Origin of the sequence: Mucilaginibacter ximonensis (assembly GCF_042686265.1) — a bacterium.
GTDB lineage: Bacteria > Bacteroidota > Bacteroidia > Sphingobacteriales > Sphingobacteriaceae > Mucilaginibacter > Mucilaginibacter ximonensis.
Window position 1 is genome coordinate 533376 of record NZ_JBHUPD010000004.1, and the last position, 19056, is coordinate 552431.

The window sequence follows — 19056 nt, forward strand, 5'->3', positions numbered from 1 at the left end:
TGAATATATAGCGGAATATTTTATTTTGAAGATCTTTTCTTTGGAATATAATTGGTAAATCCATAAAAAAGCGATGTCTCAAAGCCCTCTCCTTTGGAGAGGATTTAGGAGAGGTATATTTAACTACACCCTAACACAGGTTTAATATTTGCAGCCGACCTTTATAGGAATCAATTATCAAATCCTATGATTGTAGATGTGAATTATTGGTGGGTTGGCGGCCTGGCCATAGCGATAGTATTGCTGATAACCTGGCTAATTAAACGAGACCGTAAGGACGAGAAAGCTTTTGAAAAGAAAATCATTCAGTCAGAACTAAAGCCTGACTCGCCTCATGAATTAAAAGATAGCGATATTACGCCTTAAACTTTAACATAAACGCTGAAAGTATTTAATCCTTTAGCAATATCGTACTCGTAGGTAAAATTGTCTGATGCTTTGGTAATAATAAGCAAACCAAAGTGCTCCATCAGGTTGCTTACATCCAGCGGGCTATCCTGGTCATCAGCCTCTTCGCATACAAACTTTATTTGGGTGTCGCTGGTTACCACGGCATACATACTGTGCAAGCCGTCTTTGGTTAACAGCTCTCTATAACCGGGATCATGCACCAGTAAAGATGTGATGTTGCCGGGTTGATAACGGTTACCAAAGTCCTTTTTATCAATATTGATGCTATTATCATCAACAGTAATATCCAGGAAAGTCTCTTTAGTACCGGCGTGTTTAATGCCGTTGGTCAATAACTCAATCAATATTACCTCAATTTTAAAGCTTATAGCTTCTTTATTTACCGCAGCGGGCAATTGCTTAACAATAAAGTCCAGCAACTCTTCGACCGACGACTTGATAGATTGCCGGCTGTTAGGTAATAAAAACTGTTTGCTAACTGGTTCAGCCATATCTTTTATTACTTGGTGAGCTCGTCAAAATTGTTGTAAATTTTAAACACCTTGTCAAGCCGGGTTAAACTAAACAGGTTGGTTAGGTCTTTACTTAAGCCTACCAGCATAACTTCAGACTTAAATGAGATAAGGTGTTTAAATGCCGACACGATTGAGCCCAGGAAAGAACTGTCAATATATTCAACCAAACTCATGTCAATTGCGATTGATTTTTTGTATCTATCAAATAAACTGATAACCTCGGCTTTAAACGCATCGCCATTTTCAAGGCTGGCCTCTTTTATGTCCAGCTTTACCAGCAGCATGTCGTCAAGTTCTTTGTATATTTTTATCATATTTTAATTTTTATAAATGCTGATTATGCTGCGATCGTCCACCTGCTCATTTAAGTCTCTGTCAAACAGGTTTGATACGATATCTGTAAAATTATTATCTTTTTTCATAAAAGGTTTAAGCGCTTTTGAGAACTGATTGTAGTCGCTCTTCTTGCCCGTCGCATCAATAAAATCAATCATGCCATCAGTAAAAACAAAAAGCCTGTCGCCCTGCCCTAATACTATTTCCTTCTCACTATAATTACCCTCTTCAAACAAGCCTAACAACAATCCCGACGAGCTAATCATTTGCAATTCATTGGCCTTACTGCTGTAATAAAGCAACGGCAAATCGCCGGCGCCTGAATAGGTTATCTTGCCGGTTTCGGTATCTATTAATAATAAAGACAAGCTCGATAAAATGTCCTGCAATACTTCGTCAAAACAAATTATGGCATTCACCTGCTGCAATATTTTTGACGTTGAGTATTCATTGTTAAACGCTGCAAAGCGTACGGCCGACCGCACATAACTCAAAAAACCAAAAGTAAAGAACCAGGCCATCCACTTTTTGCCCATAATATCGCCCAGTACAATGAAGTTATATCGGTCGCTAACTTTTATAAAGTCAATAAAATCGCCGCCGGGGATATCATGGTAAGCCATATGCCAAAAATCGACCTCAAAGCCATCAATTTGGGGTGCCTTAACCGGGATTGATTTTATATTGAGCGATTTAGCTGCCTTTTTAACTTCATTCTCAGACAGCTCGCGTTGTTTATCAACTGCAAACAATATATTGTTTACTTTGGATACAATCACGTTGATGGGCGTATCCTTGATCACATAATCAATAGCCTGCAGGTCGAGCCCCTTTTCAATAAAATCTTTGTCTGAAAAAAATGTAAGAAAAACAAAAGGGATATCCTGAAACCTTGGCTGGTTCATCAAATAAGCACGAAACTCAAAGCCATTCATCTTCAGCATCTCGTAGTCTGAAAGGATAAGGTCGGGTATCACCTCGCCTTTTTCAAGCAACTCGATAGCCGCCTCGGCCGACCCGGCACGCGTACATGTAAAGCCCGATTTTTTAAACACCTGCTCTATCAGCTTCAGAAAAAGCTGATCATCATCAACAAGTAGTATTTGCTTGGGCTTATGAAGGCTCATTAAAACGTTGGGGCTGCGGGGTGTAAACAGCAATCAATTTTACTTAATATGCTGTTAAATTTAAAATTTAAATTCATTTCATCTTACTCAACACAGTTGTCCTTACGGCGGGTGTCGACAATGTAAATAATTTTCCAGCCGGCAGCGGTTTTCATCAGCTGAAAAACATCCACACCGCAATGACTAAACTTATCGTCCAGGTAAAATTTATAAGGCGCCCATACACTGGCCAGATCGCCATCAATTTTTACGTCTGTTATTACAATCCGCTCATCCCAAATACCCTTATGAGGCGTGCCTACCGCCTTTATAAACTCGTTCGCATCTTCGGCAATCAAGGCAGTGCTGCCGTCCCTTCTATTTTCGACGCTGTGAAAAACCACGCCTTTAGCAAATGTTGAACGCAGCAGGGTGCTGTCGCCGGTACGCATGGCTTTGAACATATTGTTTACAGTTTGCTTTACAGCGTCGGTGGCAGTTTGTTGGGCGAGGGTTAGTTTACCAAGCATTAAAAGAAAGAGAGCGAGTATGAGTTTCTTCATGTACTAATATACTGATAAATAACGCCACGATAGTTATCATACTTTTCAATTTAAAATTAGTAAATTTGATTATGCAGCAAATTGATTATAAAGAGTATATAGAAGTTAATTCTGAAATCAGATTTGGTAAACCTGTTATCAAGGGAACACGCATTACCGTATATGACGTTTTGCATTGGCTTGCTTCTGGTTTAACCCACGAAGAAATCATCGCAGATTTCCCGCAACTTACTGAGCATGCACTACTAGCGTGTCTATCATATGCAGCCAACAAAGAACGAGTTATCAAAGTTGCATAATGATTCGATTAATCATCGATGAAAATATTTCGTGGCGATTAAAGAAGCTTTTGCCGCTGGGAAATACTTCCTGTCAATGAAATCAAACCAAAATCAATTTTGTCGGATATTGATATCTGGCAATTCGCAAAATCAAACAAATATCACATCTTAACTTTTGATGAGGATTTCGCAGAGATTCAGAATCTGCACGCATTTCCGCCTAAAATAATTTGGTTGCGAATTGGAAACACATCTACCAATCACATTAAATTTATACTTACAGAAAAAGAAACCGAGATAATCGATTTTCTCAACAACGATGAATTAGGAGTGTTTGAAATATACTTATAAGCAAAAAACGCCATGTGAAAATCACAATGGCGTTTTTTGCTTATAACAGATATCGGCTACGACATCTTCAGTTTTTTCTGGATATCGGCTACGTAGCCTTTGAATTTTTTGTCGGTGTCAATTAAATCCTCTACGGTTTGGCAGGCATAAATAACGGTTGAGTGGTCGCGGCCGCCAAAAAAATGGCCTATTGACTTCAATGAGCTCTTGGTATGTGCCTTGGCAAGGTACATGGATATCTGACGCGCCTGAACGATTTCGCGTTTACGTGTCTGTGATTTCACCATATCAATAGGCACTTCAAAATACTCACAAACCAAATTTTGTATATATTCCATCGAAATTTCTTTCGATGAGTTTTTCACAAAATTCTTCAGCATCTGTTTGGCCAGGTTCAGGTCTATCTCCTTACGGTTAAGGGTTGATTGAGCCAGTAACGATACCATGGCGCCTTCCAGCTCACGTACGTTGTTATCGATATTGTGTGCTACATATTCTATAACATCATCGCCCAATTCGATACCATCCTGATAAGTTTTGTTTTTCAGGATAGCCATCCGGGTTTCCAGATCAGGTACTTGTAAATCTGCACTCAGGCCCCATTTAAATCTCGATAATAAGCGTTCCTCTAAACCGGCAAGGTCTTTAGGCGCTTTATCAGAAGTAATGATCAATTGTTTGCCTGATTGGTGCAGGTGGTTAAATATGTGAAAGAAGAAATCCTGTGTTTTTTCTTTACCGGCAAAGTTGTGCACATCGTCCATGATCAGCACATCAATAGCCTGGTAAAAATTCACAAAGTCGTTAATATTATTATGCTTTAAGGCGTCTACAAACTGTTGCGTAAACTTCTCACACGATACATACAACACCAGTTTATCAGGCAGTGTACGTTTTATTTCATTACCGATAGCCTGAGCCAGGTGAGTTTTGCCCAAACCTACGCCACCATAAATCATCAACGGGTTGAATGAGGTACCGCCCGGTTTGGCAGCAACCGCGTAACCAGCAGAACGGGCCAGGCGGTTACAATCTCCCTCAACAAAGTTCTCGAAAGTATATTGACGGTTTAATTGCGGGTCGACATTCAGTTTTTTTAAACCTGGAATGACAAACGGGTTTTTAATATCCTTATTTATTGAAATAGGAATGGGCATCGACTGATTTTTCGATTCAGCACCGTTTCCATTTGATGGCATATTTGTAGTATATGGTTTGCTCGCTGATGATTGTTCAACAACGATATTATACTCTAAACGGCCATCATCGCCCAATTGTTTCTTTATGGTTTTGCGCAATAGCTGAACGTAATGCTCTTCCAGCCATTCGTAGAAAAATAAACTTGGCACCTGGATCGTCAGAACACTGCCTTCCATGCGTAAAGCTTTGATTGGCTCAAACCAAGTTTTAAAGCTTTGTGCAGGGATGTTATCCTTTATGATTTGGAGACAGCTATTCCAGACGTTTGTACAAGTTTTTTCCATACGGTATCTAACTAAAATATTGATTTTCAATCCCCAAAGCACACTTTTATTGGGACTGCTACGGAACATCGAATATTCAAAAAAAAAGCGGAGTAAAAAATTCTTTTTACGTTTTTTTTGAAAATAAATTTGAAAAAAATGCTGCTTTTTTTGCTGTTTTTTGGAGTGAATATTTTATATTTTGCCCACTTATCAACATGTTTATAACCTTACTCACAATAAACATTGCATTTACAGTCAATTAGGCCGTTTATTTATAATATTACTCAAAGTAATTGCGCGCGCTCAAGAGGTTACGCACGACGCGACGGGAAGAAAACGGATGTTAATTATTAACAATTCTATTCTGACAGGCTCTAATATTCTCCAAAAACAGCGCGAAAAACGTCGGCAATTTCCCCTAAAGTGGCATAGTTCTCTACCGCCGATAATATCGACGGCATTAGATTGTCATTCCTCCGGGCGGCAGCTTTCAGATTATTGAGTTGTTCGGCCACCAAAACGTTGTCGCGCCGGGCTTTTAACAGGTTGATTTTTTCTATCTGTTTTAAGCGGATAGCGTCATCAACTCTAAACAAGTTGTTAACCGGCGGCTCTTCTTTTACAAACTTATTTATCCCTACAATAATGCGTTCACCGCTTTCAATCTCATTTTGATATTGGTAAGCCGCCCTGGCAATTTCCTGCTGCATGTAATCCTGCTCTATGGCTTTTACTGAGCCGCCCATGGCGTCAATCTTATTAATATATATATTAGCAGCAGCTTCAAGTTCGTTTGTTAAGGCTTCTATAAAGTAAGACCCCGCTAGCGGGTCAACTGTATCGGTCACCCCACTTTCAAAAGCAATGATCTGTTGGGTGCGTAAAGCAATCTGGGCGGCGGCTTCGGTAGGCAAAGATAAAGCTTCGTCATAACCATTTGTGTGCAGCGATTGTGTGCCACCTAGCACAGCGGCTAAAGCCTGCGTGGTTGTACGCACTACATTATTGAGAGGCTGCTGCGCCGTGAGCGTTGAGCCACCGGTTTGGGTATGAAAGCGAAGCTTCTGTGCAGCCGGTTCAATAGCTCCGAGTTTTTTGGTGATGTTGGCCCACATACGCCGCGCCGCTCTGAATTTGGCTATCTCTTCAAAAAAATTATTATGACAGTTAAAGAAGAATGAAAGCCGCTTAGCAAATATATTAATATCCAGGCCCCGGCTTTGCGCAGCCTTTAAATAGGCTTTTCCGTTAGCCAGTGTAAATGCCAGCTCCTGCACAGCAGTAGATCCGGCTTCGCGGATATGGTATCCTGATATAGATATGGTGTTCCATTTAGGCAGTTCCTTGCTGCAATACTCAAATACATCGGTAATTAAACGCATAGATGGCGCAGGCGGATATATATAGGTACCGCGCGCGGCATACTCTTTTAATATATCATTTTGTATAGTGCCGGATAACTGCGTTAAATCAGCGCCCTGTTTTTTTGCCAGCGCGATGTACATGGCCAGCAATATGGGCGCAGTGGCGTTAATGGTCATGGAAGTAGTGATATCTGCTAGTTTGATCCCATCAAACAAAATCTCGATATCCTCCAGTGAATCAATAGCTACCCCAACCTTGCCTACTTCGCCTTCGGCAAGTTCATGGTCTGAGTCATACCCTATCTGGGTGGGCAGATCAAAAGCTACAGAAAGGCCAGTTGTACCCTGACCTAATAAATAATGGTAACGTTTGTTTGACTCCTCGGCAGTTGAAAAGCCGGCATACTGGCGCATTGTCCAGGGTTTACCGCGGTACATGTCTTTTTGGATACCACGGGTATACGGAAATTCGCCGGGCAGTTCGTTCATGTTTGAAGGCTCGGTATAAACCTCCTTTATTTCAATTCCCGATGTTGTTTTCCGCTTAGCTGCCATAGCTTAAAATAATTGCTCCAGTTCCTGACGAATCAGGGCCAGGCCAGCGTCATAAGGATTATTCTCTGAGTTACTGATCTGTGTTAGTACCAAACGGCTCAGCTCCAAACCAGTTGCAGACTCAGGCAAATCTTTAATGGCATTGTTAACCAGGCCCAGTGTTTCGTCCTTCAGGCGTTTAACAATGGCCCAGGTAGCCGGGCTTACATAAATCTGTTGCGTAACATTATGTTGGTATTCATTGCGCAGTTCGGCTACTATTAACATATATAATTCGGCCGCAGAGTAGTCGGGATTATTCATACGCACCAGCATGTTTACCGGGTTTATCCGTTCAATAAACAACACTACACGCTCATAGGCCTGCAGGCGCAATGGCAAAGTCTGGCTGCTAATGGTTTTTTTCAGCTCAACAAGCTGAATGCTTTCATTACGGTCAAGGTAAGGTTTAAGCAGGTAAAAAGCTATCCATACCACACCCAGGCCGGCAATGGTATATTTTATGATATCTAATAAATAGGGGAAATAGGTCATATTTAAGTTTGTGTTAGGCGCAGGTCATAAATAAGTGCACCAGAACAAAAATCCGCATTTTACATTATATTTGTGTAGTTAATTATAAATAAGATGAGTACAGCTGTTGAAACCGCACCGGTAACCATTACCGAAGGCGCCGTTAAGGAACTTTATAAATTAAAAGATCAGCAAGAAATAAGCGACGATTTTGGCCTGCGTATTGGCGTTGAAGGCGGCGGCTGTGCCGGCATGAACTACGTTTTAGGTTTCGACCAGAAAAAAGACGGCGACCAAGAATATAATATCGAAGGATTGCGGGTATTTATGCATAAAGCACATGGCATGTATTTATTAGGTATGGAGATAGATTTCCAGGACGGCCTGAACGCCCGCGGTTTCACTTTCAATAATCCTAACGCTGCCAAAACCTGTGGCTGCGGAACATCGTTCTCGGTATAAGAATCAAGAGACAATAACCACGAGTCAAAATATAAATGAAAAGGGCGCTGAGAAAAAATCTCAGCGCCCTTTTCATTTATATTTTGACTCTATTTCGTGCCTTTCAAAGTCTCCTTTACACTTCCACAATTCAGCATTGCTTTACCGTAGTAAGGGTTTTCAATAGCTTGTTTATTGCTTAACCAGTTGGCTTTTTTCATAGGGCAATATTGCCAGTAAAGCGTCGATTCATTATATGGAAATGCTTTTAAAACTGCATATACGTTTTTTGACAAGGAAGCAAAATGCTCGCGCTGATGATCTATCGATGCGCTTTCACTAATATGGCGGCTGTCGAAACTTAGCTTTTCCACATAATTTTTCCAGATTACCTGTTCTTTGGTAGACATGTCTTTGGTTTCAATGGCGGCCACATCGGCATTTAAAACTTTAGCTTTAGCCTGGGTGCCTGCGTTGTCATCAGCAACCAAAGCATTTTTCAAATCAATATAATCGCTAAATACTTTATTAACCGACACAACTGTATTGCTCTGCGCTTTTGTATGGATAGCTGTGCCCAATACAATAAACAGCGCTATTATTGATTTAATGATTTTCATGGTGATTTAAATTTTTAGTCAAGTTACCAAAATGTTTTTGATTGCAGAATAAAAGGCCGGGTGTAATTCTTTCAAAAGATTCGGGATCTGAGCACGGGAAAAAAAGCCCAACGCTCACCCTTCGAGAGCCTCAGGATGACACCCGATTTGAAAAATTACAACCCTCTTTACGCAGCAGAGAGGGTCGCCTAGCGAAACGAAAGCAGGGCGAGCCCTTCAAACCTCAAATCAAAATTAAAACCGCCTTGTAACAAACGCACCGTTCCTACAGTCTTACACCCAAAAAGAATTTTCTAATTTTACAACATGCCGGTTAAAACTACGCTTAGGGAAAATGTGTCCATCGCGCTGCAGTCAATTGCGGGCAACCGGCTGCGTACATCGCTTACTGCGTTAATTATTGCCATAGGTATTATGGCCCTGGTGGGCATACTTACTGCAATTGAGGGCATCAAACAATATACCTCTGACGCGTTTTCGCGACTGGGCGCTAACTCTTTTACTATTCAAAACCGGGGGTCGGGCATTAATTTTGGCAACGGCGGGCATCGTAAATTTTACCCGGCTATCAGGTATGATCAGGCACAGCGCTTTAAAACGTTGTATAAATTGCCGGCATTGGTATCTATCAACCTTGATATATCGGGCACGGCCATTGTTAAATATAATAGCCAAAAAACAAACCCCAATGTAACGGTTACGGGTACTAATGAAAACTACCTGCAAACTAATGGTTATAAACTGGCGCTGGGTCGTAATTTTTCTGACCAGGAGCTTGAATACGGCGAAAACGTGGTAATTATAGGCGATGAAATAAAATCCAAACTGTTTAAAAACGAGGACCCCATTAATAAATCCATCTTTGTAGGCAGTAATAAGTTTCGCGTAATCGGTGTGTTTGAATCGAAAGGTTCAAGCGCCGGCTTTAACGGCGGTGACAGGCTTTGTGTCATTCCTATTTTAAAGGCCAAGCAAATTGCGCCAAGCTCAAACCCCTCATTTGGTGTTACAGTGATGGTGGGCAGCGGGGCTCAATTAGATGCCTGTGTGGGCGAGGCCACTTCGCTTTTCAGAAACATACGCGGACTAAACGTTGCTGTTCCGGATAATTTCGAAATTGTGCGCAGCGACTCTATCCAGCAAAAACTGGGCGAGCAAATGGCCTATATGACTATGGCTGGTTTCGGCATTGGTATCATCACGCTCATTGGCGCAGCTATTGGCTTAATGAATATTATGCTGGTATCGGTAACCGAGCGCACCCGCGAAATTGGTGTACGTAAAGCTATTGGGGCAACTCCTGCGGTTATCCGTAAGCAATTTTTAATTGAAGCTATCGTAATCTGCCTGATCGGCGGTGTAGGCGGAATGGTACTGGGTATGCTCGCTGGTAATCTGATAGCTATACAAATAAGTGGCAAATTTGTGGTGCCATGGTTCTGGCTCTTATCGGCAGTAGCTTTATGTACCATGATTGGGTTGCTATCCGGATTTTATCCTGCTAAAAAGGCCGCCCGACTTGACCCGGTTGAGGCATTGCGCTACGAGTAATGAGTGATTGAGTGAATTAGTGGATGAGTGAATGTTTGATTTGCGAATTTGTAAGTACTTTAATAACTCTGATTCATTTATCCATTCACTAAATTACTCACTCATTCGCTCAATCACTCATTTACTCATTAAATTACTTCAACATTATATTCTTCAGCGGATAGTTGGTCAATAGTTTCTGTACATGTGGAAAATTCAACGCATCATGAAAGGCTGCGGCATGTTTTGGGTGGTGCATATCGCTTGATATAAAATCAACAATTTCCGCATCAACCATGGCTTCGGCTTTCTGTTTAATATATTTGCCATAATAGCCCGTAAGCGATATGGTATTGAGCTGGATGTTACCGCCCCAACTGCGCAGGTTAGCCATCTCTTCGATAGTCATATAACCGTAGCGCTCCGGGTGGGCAAGTATGGGCTTGTAGCCGCCTTTTGTTAGCTTTTGTAGTACATCAAAAGCATTTTGAGGCATGCTGATAAACGGATACTCGTAAAGCACAAAGTTATCGCCCATGGTCATCAGCTTTTTATCGTCTACCCTTTTTTCAAAAGTTTCGTCAAAGTAATGTTCGGCAGCGGCCTGTACTTCTATATCTATTCCACGGTTTTTGAGTTCTGCACGCAGTGTTTCCAATGCGCCGTTGATAGTTTCGGGCGTGTTGCGATAAAAATCAATCATGATGTGCGGGGTAGCAATAATCTTTTTAATCCCGGCATCCATCATTTTACCAATTAAAAAAATAGATTCATCTACATTCTGCGCACCGTCATCAATACCCGGCAACACATGCGAGTGCATGTCAACAGCTATACCTCCAAAAGTTACGTCCGGCAGCCTCTTTTCCCGCTTCTCTTCCTTTTTTTTAAAAAGACCAAACATTTATCGTCTATGATATTGCTCCTCGTAATACTGTTGGTAATGTCCTGAGGTTACATCGTTTAGCCATTGCTCATTAGCCAAATACCAATCAACCGTTTTTTCCAGCCCTTCTTCAAATGTAATGCTCGGCACCCAGCCCAGTTCGTTCTTAAGCTTAGTTGCATCAATGGCATAACGTAAATCATGCCCTGCACGGTCAGTTACAAAGGTTATCAGTTTCGCCGATTCACCTTCTTCCCTGCCCAGCTTTTTGTCCATAATAGCACAAAGTGTGGTAATCAGATCGATATTTTTCCATTCATTATGGCCGCCAATATTATAGGTTGTACCAGTAGCAGCGTTATGAAAGATAACATCAATAGCGCGTGCATGGTCTTCAACCCACAACCAGTCCCTGATATTCTCGCCTTTACCGTAAACAGGCACCGGCTTATTATTTTTTATATTATTGATAGCCAATGGTATCAATTTCTCCGGAAAATGGAATGAGCCATAATTATTTGAGCAGTTAGAGATCACCGTATCCATACCGTAAGTATCGTGGTAAGCGCGCACAAAGTGGTCAGAGCTGGCTTTAGATGCTGAGTATGGCGAATGCGGATCGTAAGCTGTGGCTTCGGTAAACATACCATCCTCGCCCAATGTACCGTAAACCTCGTCGGTTGATACATGATAGAAACGTTTTTTATCGTAGTTGCCTTTCCAGGTTTCGCGCGCAGCAGTAAGCAGGTTGACGGTGCCCACTACGTTGGTCATTACAAACTCCAGCGGATTAACAATTGAGCGGTCGACATGCGATTCGGCCGCCAAATGAATAACCGCATCAGGTTGTTCATCATTAAAAAGGCTTCGAATAAACTCAAGGTCAACAATATCGCCTTTTATAAATTTATAATTAGGCTCGTTTTCAATATCAACTAAATTAGCCAGGTTACCGGCATAGGTCAGTTTATCTAAATTAATGATGGCGTAGTCGGGGTAGTTTTTGACAAACCTGCGCACCACATGCGAGCCAATAAAGCCGGCTCCACCTGTAATTATGATCTTCTTGTTCATTTTAGTTTAACGGATTGGCAGCTATGTATTTTTCCCATTCCCAGGCCGACTGCATCATGGTGTCCAAATCGAGCTCGGTTTGCCATTTTAACACATTTTTTGATTTGGTAACATCGCCCCAAACTTTCTCTATATCACCTTCGCGGCGTGGCCCAATTACGTAGTTGAGTTTCTCGCCGGTAGAGTTTTCAAACGCACGAATAACTTCTAAAACTGTACTGCCTTTACCTGTACCCAAATTAAATACGTCATAACCGGTAAAGCTTCCGTTTTCCATTAGCCTCAAGGCGGCAACGTGTGCTTTTGCCAAATCAACTACGTGAATATAGTCACGTATACAGCTTCCGTCAGGTGTATTATAGTCATCACCAAATACAGTGATTTTTTCGCGTTTACCAATGGCTGTTTGCGTAATAAAAGGCACCAGGTTTTGGGGTATGCCAATAGGCAACTCCCCTATTAAGGCCGAGCTATGAGCACCAACCGGGTTAAAATACCGTAGCGCAATTACCTTATAGCGGCTGCCGGCTTTTTGCATATCCACCAGCATTTCCTCGGCTATTTGTTTGGTATTGCCATATGGCGATTCGGCCGGCTTTACCGGCGCATCTTCAGTAACCGGCAATACATCCGGTTGGCCGTATACGGTACAACTTGATGAAAACACAAAGTTTACCGGCTTACCTTTATAGGCATTAAGCACATTTAGCAATGAAAAAAAGTTGTTGCGGTAATATTTAAGCGGGTGCTGTACAGATTCGCCAACGGCTTTTGATGCTGCAAAATGAATAATGCCAGTAATATCCGGCTCCTTTTCGGCCAGTTGATAAACGCCGTTTTCATCGCAAAGGTCAAGCTTATAAAATGTCGGTTTGTAGCCGATGATCTTAGCCAGCTGATCTAATATTTTAGGATCAGAGTTTGAAAGATCGTCAACAATTACAGGCTCATAGCCTGAGTTTACAAGTTCAACTACAGTGTGCGAGCCGATAAAGCCCATGCCACCGGTTACTAATATCTTAGCCATTAATGTTTATTATAATAGGTAAAGTCTTTATGTTGGATTTCTTTTTCAGGCAACGATTTGAAATACTCATATGTTCTCTTCAAACCTTCACTTCTGGACACCTTCGGCTCCCAGCCTAAAATAGCTTTTGCTTTAGTAATATCCGGGCGGCGTTGTTTTGGGTCGTCTGTAGGTAAAGGCAGGCTGATGAGTTGCTGATCGGTACCGGTTAGCTTGATAATCTCTTCACCAAACTGGCGTATAGTGATCTCGTCCGGGTTACCGATATTCATAGGCTGAGCATAGTCGCTGTGTAATAACCGATGGATACCTTCTACCAGATCGTCAACATAGCAAAACGAGCGGGTTTGCGAGCCGTCGCCAAACATGGTTAATGACTCACCGCGCAAAGCCTGACCGATAAATGCCGGCAGTACACGGCCATCATTAAGCCGCATACGCGGGCCATAAGTGTTAAATATCCTTACAATACGGGTTTCCAGGCCGTGAAAAGTATGATACGCCATGGTTATGGCTTCCTGAAAGCGTTTTGCCTCATCATATACACCGCGAGGGCCAACCGGGTTTACATTGCCCCAATATTCTTCAGGTTGCGGATTTACGCTTGGGTCGCCATACACTTCAGATGTTGAAGCAATAAGCATGCGCGCATTTTTTGAGCGGGCCAGGCCAAGTAAATTATGTGTACCTAATGAGCCAACCTTCAAGGTTTGAATCGGAATTTTCAGATAGTCAATCGGGCTGGCCGGCGACGCAAAATGCAGGATATAATTTAGCTCGCCCGGCACGTACACAAACTTAGAGACATCGTGGTTGTAAAATTCAAAGTTCTCCAGTTTGAATAAGTGTTCAATATTACGCAGGTCGCCGGTAATTAAATTGTCCATGCCAATAACATGGTAATCTTCAGCAATAAACCTGTCGCACAAATGCGAACCCAGGAAACCGGCCGCGCCGGTAATCAATATACGTTTACGAGCCATTAGCTTACCACCTTTCTGCCTATGCTGTTATAGTAATAACCACAGTCTATCATTTTTTGAATATCGTATAAGTTGCGGCCATCAAAAATTACTTTGGCTTTTAATTTGGCTTCTAACTGGTCAAAATCAGGCGTACGGAATACAGACCATTCGGTTAAGATCAGCAAAGCGTCGGCTCCGTCCAGTGCGTCATATTGGTTATCGGTGTAGGTAATTTTATCGCCGACAACATTTTTTACATTTTCCATAGCTTCAGGATCAAATGCCGATATTATTGCTCCGGCTTTTACCAGCTCATCAATAATATATAAGGCTGGCGCTTCGCGTATATCATCGGTCTCGGGCTTAAATGCCAGTCCCCAGATAGCGAATTTTTTTCCTTTTACGTTGCCTTGGTAATATTGTTTAACTTTTTCAACCAAAATGGTACGCTGTATGTCGTTCACATCCATAACCGCGTTTAATATTTTAAAATCGTAGTTGTTTTCTTTGGCTGATTTTGCCAACGCCTGTACATCCTTTGGGAAACAGCTGCCTCCGTAGCCTATACCTGAAAACAAGAAGCGCCTGCCAATGCGGTCATCGGAACCAATACCGCGTCTGATCATATCTACATCAGCGCCAACCAGTTCGCACAGGTTAGCAATCTCATTCATGAAAGATATTTTGGTAGCCAGGAATGAATTGGCAGCATACTTGGTCAATTCAGACGAGCGCTGATCCATATAAATTATCGGGTTGCCCTGACGCACATATGGTGCGTATAGTTCGCCCATCAATTTGCGTGCACGTTCGTCGTCGGTGCCTATTACAATCCGATCTGGCTTCATGAAATCTTCGACAGCAACACCTTCGCGCAAAAATTCAGGGTTTGACACTACAGCAAATTCCATATCGGTATGCTCTTGCAAAACAGCTGTAATTTTGTCGGCGGTACCAACAGGTACGGTTGACTTGGTTACAATAACCTTATATTCTTTAATCAGCTTTGCTATATCTTTAGCTGCGCCTAACACATAGCTCAAATCGGCAGCGCCATCGCCTCCGGGCGGAGTAGGCAATGCTAAAAAAATAATTTTCGACTCTTCCAGCGCCTCGGCAAGGTTACTGGTAAAGTGCAGGCGCCCCTGGGTGATGTTACGGGTAAACAGCAATTCGAGACCGGGTTCATATATAGGCAGTTGCCCTTCCTGCATCATTTTAACCTTTTTCTCGTTGATATCAACACAGATAACTTGATTGCCGGTTTCGGCCAAACATGTACCGGTAACTAACCCAACGTATCCGGTTCCAACTACAGCTATTTTCATGTGTTTATTGTTTAGATGTTGTTATATTTATCGCGACGAAGATACTCATTTCGTATTAATAATGTTATTACTGTACAATACAGGACTGCGCGTTTACTATCTCTTAATACTGTTTTTTTCTGCTTTTAACAAAAAGGCAGCGCTTTGGATCAAAGGCCGAATTAATACCAATTATTCGCATTTTGAACAAAGCATTTGGTTCCATTTTGCCTCATTGGGCGAGTTTGAACAAGGCCGCCCGGTTTTAGAGCAAATAAGGATACAACAACCTGAATCGAAAATTGTGATTACTTTTTTTTCGCCTTCGGGATATGAGATACGCAAGAATACCCCGCTGGCCGATGCCGTATATTATTTACCTCTGGATACAGCCGGGAATGCCCGTAAATTTATCGCAGCTATTAATCCTCGTGTTGCTATATTTACTAAATATGAATACTGGTATCACTTTTTTAATGAGCTAAACAGCCGTCAAACACCCCTTTATATTATATCGGGCATTTTCAGACCCGGACAGATATTTTTTAAATGGTACGGCGGCCTGCATCGTAAAATGCTGCACTTCGTAACCCGTTTTTTTGTGCAGGATGCACAGTCTGAGCAGTTATTGCAAACGGTTGGCATCATCAATGTCACCATTAGCGGCGACACCCGCTTTGACCGGGTTTGGGCCAACGCACAAAACCCGAAAGCATTACCACAAATTAAGGCGTTTAAAGCCGGTCAAAAAATGTTTATTGCGGGCAGCACCTGGCCTGCTGATGAACAACTACTTGCTCAATTGATCAATGAATATCCCGAGTGGAAATTTATCATTGCCCCGCATGAAATTGGCGAGGACAAGATCAATAACTTGATAAGTTTATTACCACAGGGCTCATACATCAGACATTCACTAATCGCCGACCGCCAATCTCTGATCAATAAGCAAATCTTAATCATCGACAATATCGGCATGTTATCCTCGCTTTATCAATACGGAGATATTGCATACGTGGGAGGCGGTTTCGGTGCGGGCATACATAACACGCTCGAGGCAGCCGCTTTTGGCCTGCCGGTAATATTTGGCCCCAACTATTCAAGATTTAAAGAGGCTTGTGATTTGATTGCTATAGGCGCAGGGTTTAGTATTACTGATGTGCGATCGCTAAAAATTACTGCTGGTAAATTAATTGAGGACAAATCTTTTTGTGCCGCTGCCGGTTATAAAGCAGGCGACTATGTGAAGCAAAACATTGGCGCTACGCAAAAAATACTCTCCGCTATTAATGAAAGCGGTATTTGAATAATTGACGAATATTTGGGCATACCTATCAGCAGGCTTTACAAGATCAATTACAAGAACCAATAAATGATCTATCCGCAAAAAAATATCGTTATCAAAACCGCGTTACAACTGTACGTACGGTGGATAACCGCCCGATATTTTAAAGAAATAAACTTTGACAGGATAGCGCTTGACAATAATAAATCGATATTGTTGATAGCCAACCACTTTAGCGCCTGGGATACGATTGTGCTCTACTATATCAACCGGGTATTTTTTAGGAAGAATTTTCATGCTATGATCCTTGAAAAAACTTTAATTAAAGAGCCTGCACTAAAATATGGAGGCGGGTTTTCTGTTAATCCACAATCAAGAGATGTAATAAAATCGCTTGATTTTGCGGCCGGATTACTAAATGAACCAAACAATTTGGTTCTCATTTTCCCCCAGGGGAAATTGTATTCAAATATGGTTACTGAAGTTAAGTTTGAAAAGGGTGTATCGCGCATTATCAGTAAAGCAAAAAACTTTCAGCTTATATTTGCCACTACTTTTATAGAGAACTTTGACAATTTCAAACCTGTAGCCAACGTATATTTAAAAGCGCAGAGCGGCACAGATTTTAATGATATTACAGTTTTGCAGCGGGCCTACCAGCAGCATTATACACAATCGCGACAGCAACAAACACAAATAACAAAATAGTGATCATAGTAATAGCCGTAACCTTTTGTTTCATTATTCTGCGGTTTGCCGTTACTTTGTTCAATTTTCTGTCAGACCCTAAGCTGCGCCGGATAAATAAATTTTATCCTGATCTGGTTTCTATCCTCATCCCGGCTCGCAACGAAGCCGAAAATATCCTTACGATTCTGGATTCCATCCGCAATCAGGACTACCAGCATTATGAAGTTTTAATACTGGACGATGAATCAACCGATGCTACTTATAGCATTTGTGCAGCCTATGCGGCTAAACATCCACAGTTTAGAGTAATAAAAGGCAAAGAATTGCCTCAGGGTTGGTTGGGTAAAAACTATGCCTGCCATCAGCTGGTGCAAGAGGCCAGGGGCAATTTCTTTTTATTTGTTGATGCTGATGAAAAACTAAACGTTGGCTTGATCAATAGCGCCATACACCGCATGTATGCTAATAAACTATGCCTGCTAAGCCTATTTGCCAATCAGCAAATGAACACGCTTGGCGAGCTTATGGTGGTGCCGTTGATGCATTACATTTTGCTTAACCTGTTACCGCTAAAACTGGTCTACCTGGTAAAAAATTATACCGTTGCCGCCGCCAGCGGCCAGTTTATGTTGTTTGATGCAGACGTATATCGCAAGTATCAATGGCACCAAATGGTAAAAAACAAAGTGGTTGAGGATGTTGAGATTATGCGGCAAGTGAAAGCCAACAAATGTAACGGCGAAGCCTTGATGGCCAATGGCATGATCAGTTGCCGCATGTATCGGGGATATAAAGATGCTATTAATGGTTTCAGCAAAAACTTTTTAGCAGCATTTAACTATAATATACTGTGGTTTTTAATTTATATTGTATTAATTATTGCGGGCCCTATGCTAATTATTATGACCTTAAACCTACAGTTAATACTGTTTATGGTAAGCCTCATTGTCTTGACGCGGGTTATGATTTCACTTTCGGCAGGTCAAAATGCATGGAACAATATAATTTTGCATCCCCTGCAAATGTTTAGCCTGACATTTGTAGCCTTCCTGGCTGTTCAAAGGCATTTAACAAAAACCATGATATGGAAAGGACGCAAAATTTAAAGCCCATTCGGCCGGCCCGCAGCTTTTACGAGCGCGAAACCAACACTGTACGTGTTATAGTTATATTTCATCTGGTTGGATTTATCGGCCTTTACTTTTTGCCTACCAAACCCTACTTTATACATTTGGTGCCGGTTCATTTATGGCTTATGATGCTGCTTGTCCTCATTAATCATGACGAACCTGGTAAGAAATTTCTGGCGTTTACGGGTATTGTTTTTTTGACGGGTTGGTTGGTTGAATATTGTGGGGTATATACCGGCGCCTTGTTTGGTAATTATACGTACGGGCATACCTTGGGTATCAGCGTTTTTAAAATACCTGTATTGATGGGTGTAACGTGGTTTTTACTGGTTTATACCACTGGCGTATCTATGCGTAAATTAAATATTAAGCCTATGATTTTACGCATATTCGGCGGAGCTGTGTTATTGGTAATACTTGATTTTTTAATTGAACCTATTGCCCAGCGTCTGGACTATTGGCATTGGGATGGTAATGAGGCTCCGCCGCAAAACTACATTTGCTGGTTCATTATAAGCGCTGCACTGCTTGTTGTTTTTGAACTGTTTAAATTTAAAAAACAGAGCATGGTGGGGCCCTCTATCTTAATATGTCAATTTATATTTTTTGCGGCGCTGCAATAAAATCAACCTAATGCCGT

Annotated in this window: 22 protein-coding genes; 9 read left to right on the forward strand and 13 right to left on the reverse strand. The window is 41.7% G+C overall.

Going from position 1 to position 19056, the window contains the following annotated elements; all coding sequences use genetic code 11:
• Positions 1-186 precede the first annotated feature (186 nt).
• A complete protein-coding gene (locus ACFS5N_RS19425; RefSeq protein WP_377189784.1) occupies positions 187-366 on the forward strand; it encodes a hypothetical protein in 180 nt (59 codons plus the stop codon).
• On the opposite strand, the gene ACFS5N_RS19430 is transcribed toward ACFS5N_RS19425, so the two are convergent.
• The 4 genes from ACFS5N_RS19430 to ACFS5N_RS19445 form a co-directional block, all read right to left on the reverse strand.
• Complete coding sequence (locus ACFS5N_RS19430) at positions 363-902, reverse strand: hypothetical protein (protein WP_377189787.1); 540 nt, start codon at positions 900-902, stop codon at positions 363-365. The two genes, ACFS5N_RS19425 and ACFS5N_RS19430, sit on opposite strands and share 4 nt — an antisense overlap.
• 8 nt (positions 903-910) lie before the next feature.
• The gene (locus ACFS5N_RS19435) at positions 911-1240 is read right to left on the reverse strand and encodes an STAS domain-containing protein (RefSeq protein ID WP_377189790.1); all 330 of its coding nucleotides are present in this window, start codon (positions 1238-1240) and stop codon (positions 911-913) included.
• A 3-nt stretch (positions 1241-1243) separates the two neighbouring features.
• Positions 1244-2389 (reverse strand): PP2C family protein-serine/threonine phosphatase, encoded by a 1146-nt coding sequence (locus tag ACFS5N_RS19440; protein ID WP_377189793.1) that lies wholly within the window; start codon positions 2387-2389, stop codon positions 1244-1246.
• Positions 2390-2472: 83 nt separating this feature from the next.
• On the reverse strand, positions 2473-2931 hold the full coding sequence (locus ACFS5N_RS19445) for a nuclear transport factor 2 family protein (RefSeq protein ID WP_377189796.1): 459 nt from the start codon (positions 2929-2931) through the stop codon (positions 2473-2475).
• A 71-nt stretch (positions 2932-3002) separates the two neighbouring features.
• Between ACFS5N_RS19445 and ACFS5N_RS19450 the strand changes: the two genes are divergently transcribed.
• Both ACFS5N_RS19450 and ACFS5N_RS19455 read left to right on the forward strand, forming a co-directional pair.
• The gene (locus ACFS5N_RS19450) at positions 3003-3230 is read left to right on the forward strand and encodes a DUF433 domain-containing protein (protein ID WP_377189799.1); all 228 of its coding nucleotides are present in this window, start codon (positions 3003-3005) and stop codon (positions 3228-3230) included.
• Positions 3231-3293: 63 nt separating this feature from the next.
• Positions 3294-3563, forward strand: coding sequence for a DUF5615 family PIN-like protein (locus ACFS5N_RS19455; protein ID WP_377189906.1), 270 nt, complete (start codon positions 3294-3296; stop codon positions 3561-3563).
• Between the two features lie 56 nt (positions 3564-3619).
• Here ACFS5N_RS19455 and dnaA read toward each other — a convergent pair whose 3' ends face one another.
• The 3 genes from dnaA to ACFS5N_RS19470 all read right to left on the reverse strand — a co-directional run bounded on the left by dnaA (position 3620) and on the right by ACFS5N_RS19470 (position 7482).
• Entirely contained in the window at positions 3620-5047 is a 1428-nt protein-coding gene (dnaA, locus tag ACFS5N_RS19460; protein WP_377189802.1) for a chromosomal replication initiator protein DnaA, read from the reverse strand.
• 356 nt (positions 5048-5403) lie between these two features.
• Positions 5404-6948: an acyl-CoA mutase large subunit family protein gene (locus ACFS5N_RS19465; protein WP_377189805.1), complete on the reverse strand. Its 1545-nt coding sequence runs from the start codon at positions 6946-6948 to the stop codon at positions 5404-5406.
• 3 nt (positions 6949-6951) lie between these two features.
• Entirely contained in the window at positions 6952-7482 is a 531-nt protein-coding gene (locus ACFS5N_RS19470; protein WP_377189808.1) for a DUF7935 family protein, read from the reverse strand.
• 93 nt (positions 7483-7575) lie between these two features.
• Between ACFS5N_RS19470 and ACFS5N_RS19475 the strand changes: the two genes are divergently transcribed.
• Positions 7576-7923, forward strand: coding sequence for a HesB/IscA family protein (locus tag ACFS5N_RS19475; RefSeq protein WP_377189811.1), 348 nt, complete (start codon positions 7576-7578; stop codon positions 7921-7923).
• An 89-nt stretch (positions 7924-8012) separates the two neighbouring features.
• Here ACFS5N_RS19475 and ACFS5N_RS19480 read toward each other — a convergent pair whose 3' ends face one another.
• Positions 8013-8522, reverse strand: coding sequence for a DUF3347 domain-containing protein (locus ACFS5N_RS19480; protein WP_377189814.1), 510 nt, complete (start codon positions 8520-8522; stop codon positions 8013-8015).
• A 306-nt stretch (positions 8523-8828) separates the two neighbouring features.
• Here ACFS5N_RS19480 and ACFS5N_RS19485 point away from each other — a divergent pair, with 306 nt between their 5' ends.
• Complete coding sequence (locus ACFS5N_RS19485; RefSeq protein ID WP_377189817.1) at positions 8829-10073, forward strand: ABC transporter permease; 1245 nt, start codon at positions 8829-8831, stop codon at positions 10071-10073.
• 133 nt (positions 10074-10206) lie between these two features.
• Here ACFS5N_RS19485 and ACFS5N_RS19490 read toward each other — a convergent pair whose 3' ends face one another.
• Genes ACFS5N_RS19490 through ACFS5N_RS19510 form a run of 5 tightly spaced genes read right to left on the reverse strand, consistent with a single transcriptional unit; the run spans position 10207 to position 15332 of the window.
• Positions 10207-10956, reverse strand: a complete 750-nt coding sequence (locus tag ACFS5N_RS19490) for a tyrosine-protein phosphatase (RefSeq protein WP_377189820.1) — start codon at positions 10954-10956, stop codon at positions 10207-10209.
• The gene (rfbB, locus tag ACFS5N_RS19495) at positions 10957-12012 is read right to left on the reverse strand and encodes a dTDP-glucose 4,6-dehydratase (protein ID WP_377189823.1); all 1056 of its coding nucleotides are present in this window, start codon (positions 12010-12012) and stop codon (positions 10957-10959) included.
• A gap of 1 nt (position 12013) precedes the next feature.
• Entirely contained in the window at positions 12014-13039 is a 1026-nt protein-coding gene (gene galE / locus ACFS5N_RS19500) for a UDP-glucose 4-epimerase GalE (protein WP_377189826.1), read from the reverse strand.
• Positions 13039-14022 carry a UDP-glucuronic acid decarboxylase family protein gene (locus tag ACFS5N_RS19505; RefSeq protein WP_377189828.1) on the reverse strand — a complete coding sequence of 328 codons (984 nt, stop codon included), beginning with the start codon at positions 14020-14022 and terminating at the stop codon, positions 13039-13041. Before ACFS5N_RS19505 ends, galE begins: the two co-directional genes overlap by 1 nt.
• Positions 14022-15332, reverse strand: coding sequence for a UDP-glucose dehydrogenase family protein (locus ACFS5N_RS19510; RefSeq protein WP_377189831.1), 1311 nt, complete (start codon positions 15330-15332; stop codon positions 14022-14024). The genes ACFS5N_RS19505 and ACFS5N_RS19510 overlap by 1 nt, the downstream gene beginning before the upstream one ends.
• Positions 15333-15393: 61 nt before the next feature.
• Here ACFS5N_RS19510 and ACFS5N_RS19515 point away from each other — a divergent pair, with 61 nt between their 5' ends.
• The 4 genes from ACFS5N_RS19515 to ACFS5N_RS19530 all read left to right on the forward strand — a co-directional run bounded on the left by ACFS5N_RS19515 (position 15394) and on the right by ACFS5N_RS19530 (position 19039).
• Entirely contained in the window at positions 15394-16617 is a 1224-nt protein-coding gene (locus tag ACFS5N_RS19515; protein ID WP_377189834.1) for a 3-deoxy-D-manno-octulosonic acid transferase, read from the forward strand.
• Positions 16618-16683: 66 nt separating this feature from the next.
• Positions 16684-17304 (forward strand): 1-acyl-sn-glycerol-3-phosphate acyltransferase, encoded by a 621-nt coding sequence (locus tag ACFS5N_RS19520; protein WP_377189837.1) that lies wholly within the window; start codon positions 16684-16686, stop codon positions 17302-17304.
• The gene (locus ACFS5N_RS19525; protein WP_377189840.1) at positions 17304-18392 is read left to right on the forward strand and encodes a glycosyltransferase; all 1089 of its coding nucleotides are present in this window, start codon (positions 17304-17306) and stop codon (positions 18390-18392) included. The genes ACFS5N_RS19520 and ACFS5N_RS19525 overlap by 1 nt, the downstream gene beginning before the upstream one ends.
• Positions 18371-19039 (forward strand): carotenoid biosynthesis protein, encoded by a 669-nt coding sequence (locus ACFS5N_RS19530; protein ID WP_377189843.1) that lies wholly within the window; start codon positions 18371-18373, stop codon positions 19037-19039. Before ACFS5N_RS19525 ends, ACFS5N_RS19530 begins: the two co-directional genes overlap by 22 nt.
• Positions 19040-19056 lie beyond the last annotated feature (17 nt).

What these genes read in the sequence shown, in the direction of transcription:
- ACFS5N_RS19490 (WP_377189820.1), bottom strand. Translation starts at nt 10,956, where the DNA reads ATGTTTGGTCTTTTTAAAAAAAAGGAAGAGAAGCGGGAAAAGAGGCTG.
- ACFS5N_RS19480 (WP_377189814.1), bottom strand. Translation starts at nt 8,522, where the DNA reads ATGAAAATCATTAAATCAATAATAGCGCTGTTTATTGTATTGGGCACA.
- ACFS5N_RS19485 (WP_377189817.1), top strand. Translation starts at nt 8,829, where the DNA reads ATGCCGGTTAAAACTACGCTTAGGGAAAATGTGTCCATCGCGCTGCAG.
- rfbB (WP_377189823.1), bottom strand. Translation starts at nt 12,012, where the DNA reads ATGAACAAGAAGATCATAATTACAGGTGGAGCCGGCTTTATTGGCTCG.
- ACFS5N_RS19465 (WP_377189805.1), bottom strand. Translation starts at nt 6,948, where the DNA reads ATGGCAGCTAAGCGGAAAACAACATCGGGAATTGAAATAAAGGAGGTT.
- ACFS5N_RS19425 (WP_377189784.1), top strand. Translation starts at nt 187, where the DNA reads ATGATTGTAGATGTGAATTATTGGTGGGTTGGCGGCCTGGCCATAGCG.
- dnaA (WP_377189802.1), bottom strand. Translation starts at nt 5,047, where the DNA reads ATGGAAAAAACTTGTACAAACGTCTGGAATAGCTGTCTCCAAATCATA.
- ACFS5N_RS19515 (WP_377189834.1), top strand. Translation starts at nt 15,394, where the DNA reads ATGTTATTACTGTACAATACAGGACTGCGCGTTTACTATCTCTTAATA.
- ACFS5N_RS19450 (WP_377189799.1), top strand. Translation starts at nt 3,003, where the DNA reads ATGCAGCAAATTGATTATAAAGAGTATATAGAAGTTAATTCTGAAATC.
- galE (WP_377189826.1), bottom strand. Translation starts at nt 13,039, where the DNA reads ATGGCTAAGATATTAGTAACCGGTGGCATGGGCTTTATCGGCTCGCAC.
- ACFS5N_RS19505 (WP_377189828.1), bottom strand. Translation starts at nt 14,022, where the DNA reads ATGGCTCGTAAACGTATATTGATTACCGGCGCGGCCGGTTTCCTGGGT.
- ACFS5N_RS19510 (WP_377189831.1), bottom strand. Translation starts at nt 15,332, where the DNA reads ATGAAAATAGCTGTAGTTGGAACCGGATACGTTGGGTTAGTTACCGGT.
- ACFS5N_RS19475 (WP_377189811.1), top strand. Translation starts at nt 7,576, where the DNA reads ATGAGTACAGCTGTTGAAACCGCACCGGTAACCATTACCGAAGGCGCC.
- ACFS5N_RS19440 (WP_377189793.1), bottom strand. Translation starts at nt 2,389, where the DNA reads ATGAGCCTTCATAAGCCCAAGCAAATACTACTTGTTGATGATGATCAG.
- ACFS5N_RS19520 (WP_377189837.1), top strand. Translation starts at nt 16,684, where the DNA reads ATGATCTATCCGCAAAAAAATATCGTTATCAAAACCGCGTTACAACTG.
- ACFS5N_RS19530 (WP_377189843.1), top strand. Translation starts at nt 18,371, where the DNA reads ATGGAAAGGACGCAAAATTTAAAGCCCATTCGGCCGGCCCGCAGCTTT.
- ACFS5N_RS19430 (WP_377189787.1), bottom strand. Translation starts at nt 902, where the DNA reads ATGGCTGAACCAGTTAGCAAACAGTTTTTATTACCTAACAGCCGGCAA.
- ACFS5N_RS19435 (WP_377189790.1), bottom strand. Translation starts at nt 1,240, where the DNA reads ATGATAAAAATATACAAAGAACTTGACGACATGCTGCTGGTAAAGCTG.
- ACFS5N_RS19445 (WP_377189796.1), bottom strand. Translation starts at nt 2,931, where the DNA reads ATGAAGAAACTCATACTCGCTCTCTTTCTTTTAATGCTTGGTAAACTA.
- ACFS5N_RS19470 (WP_377189808.1), bottom strand. Translation starts at nt 7,482, where the DNA reads ATGACCTATTTCCCCTATTTATTAGATATCATAAAATATACCATTGCC.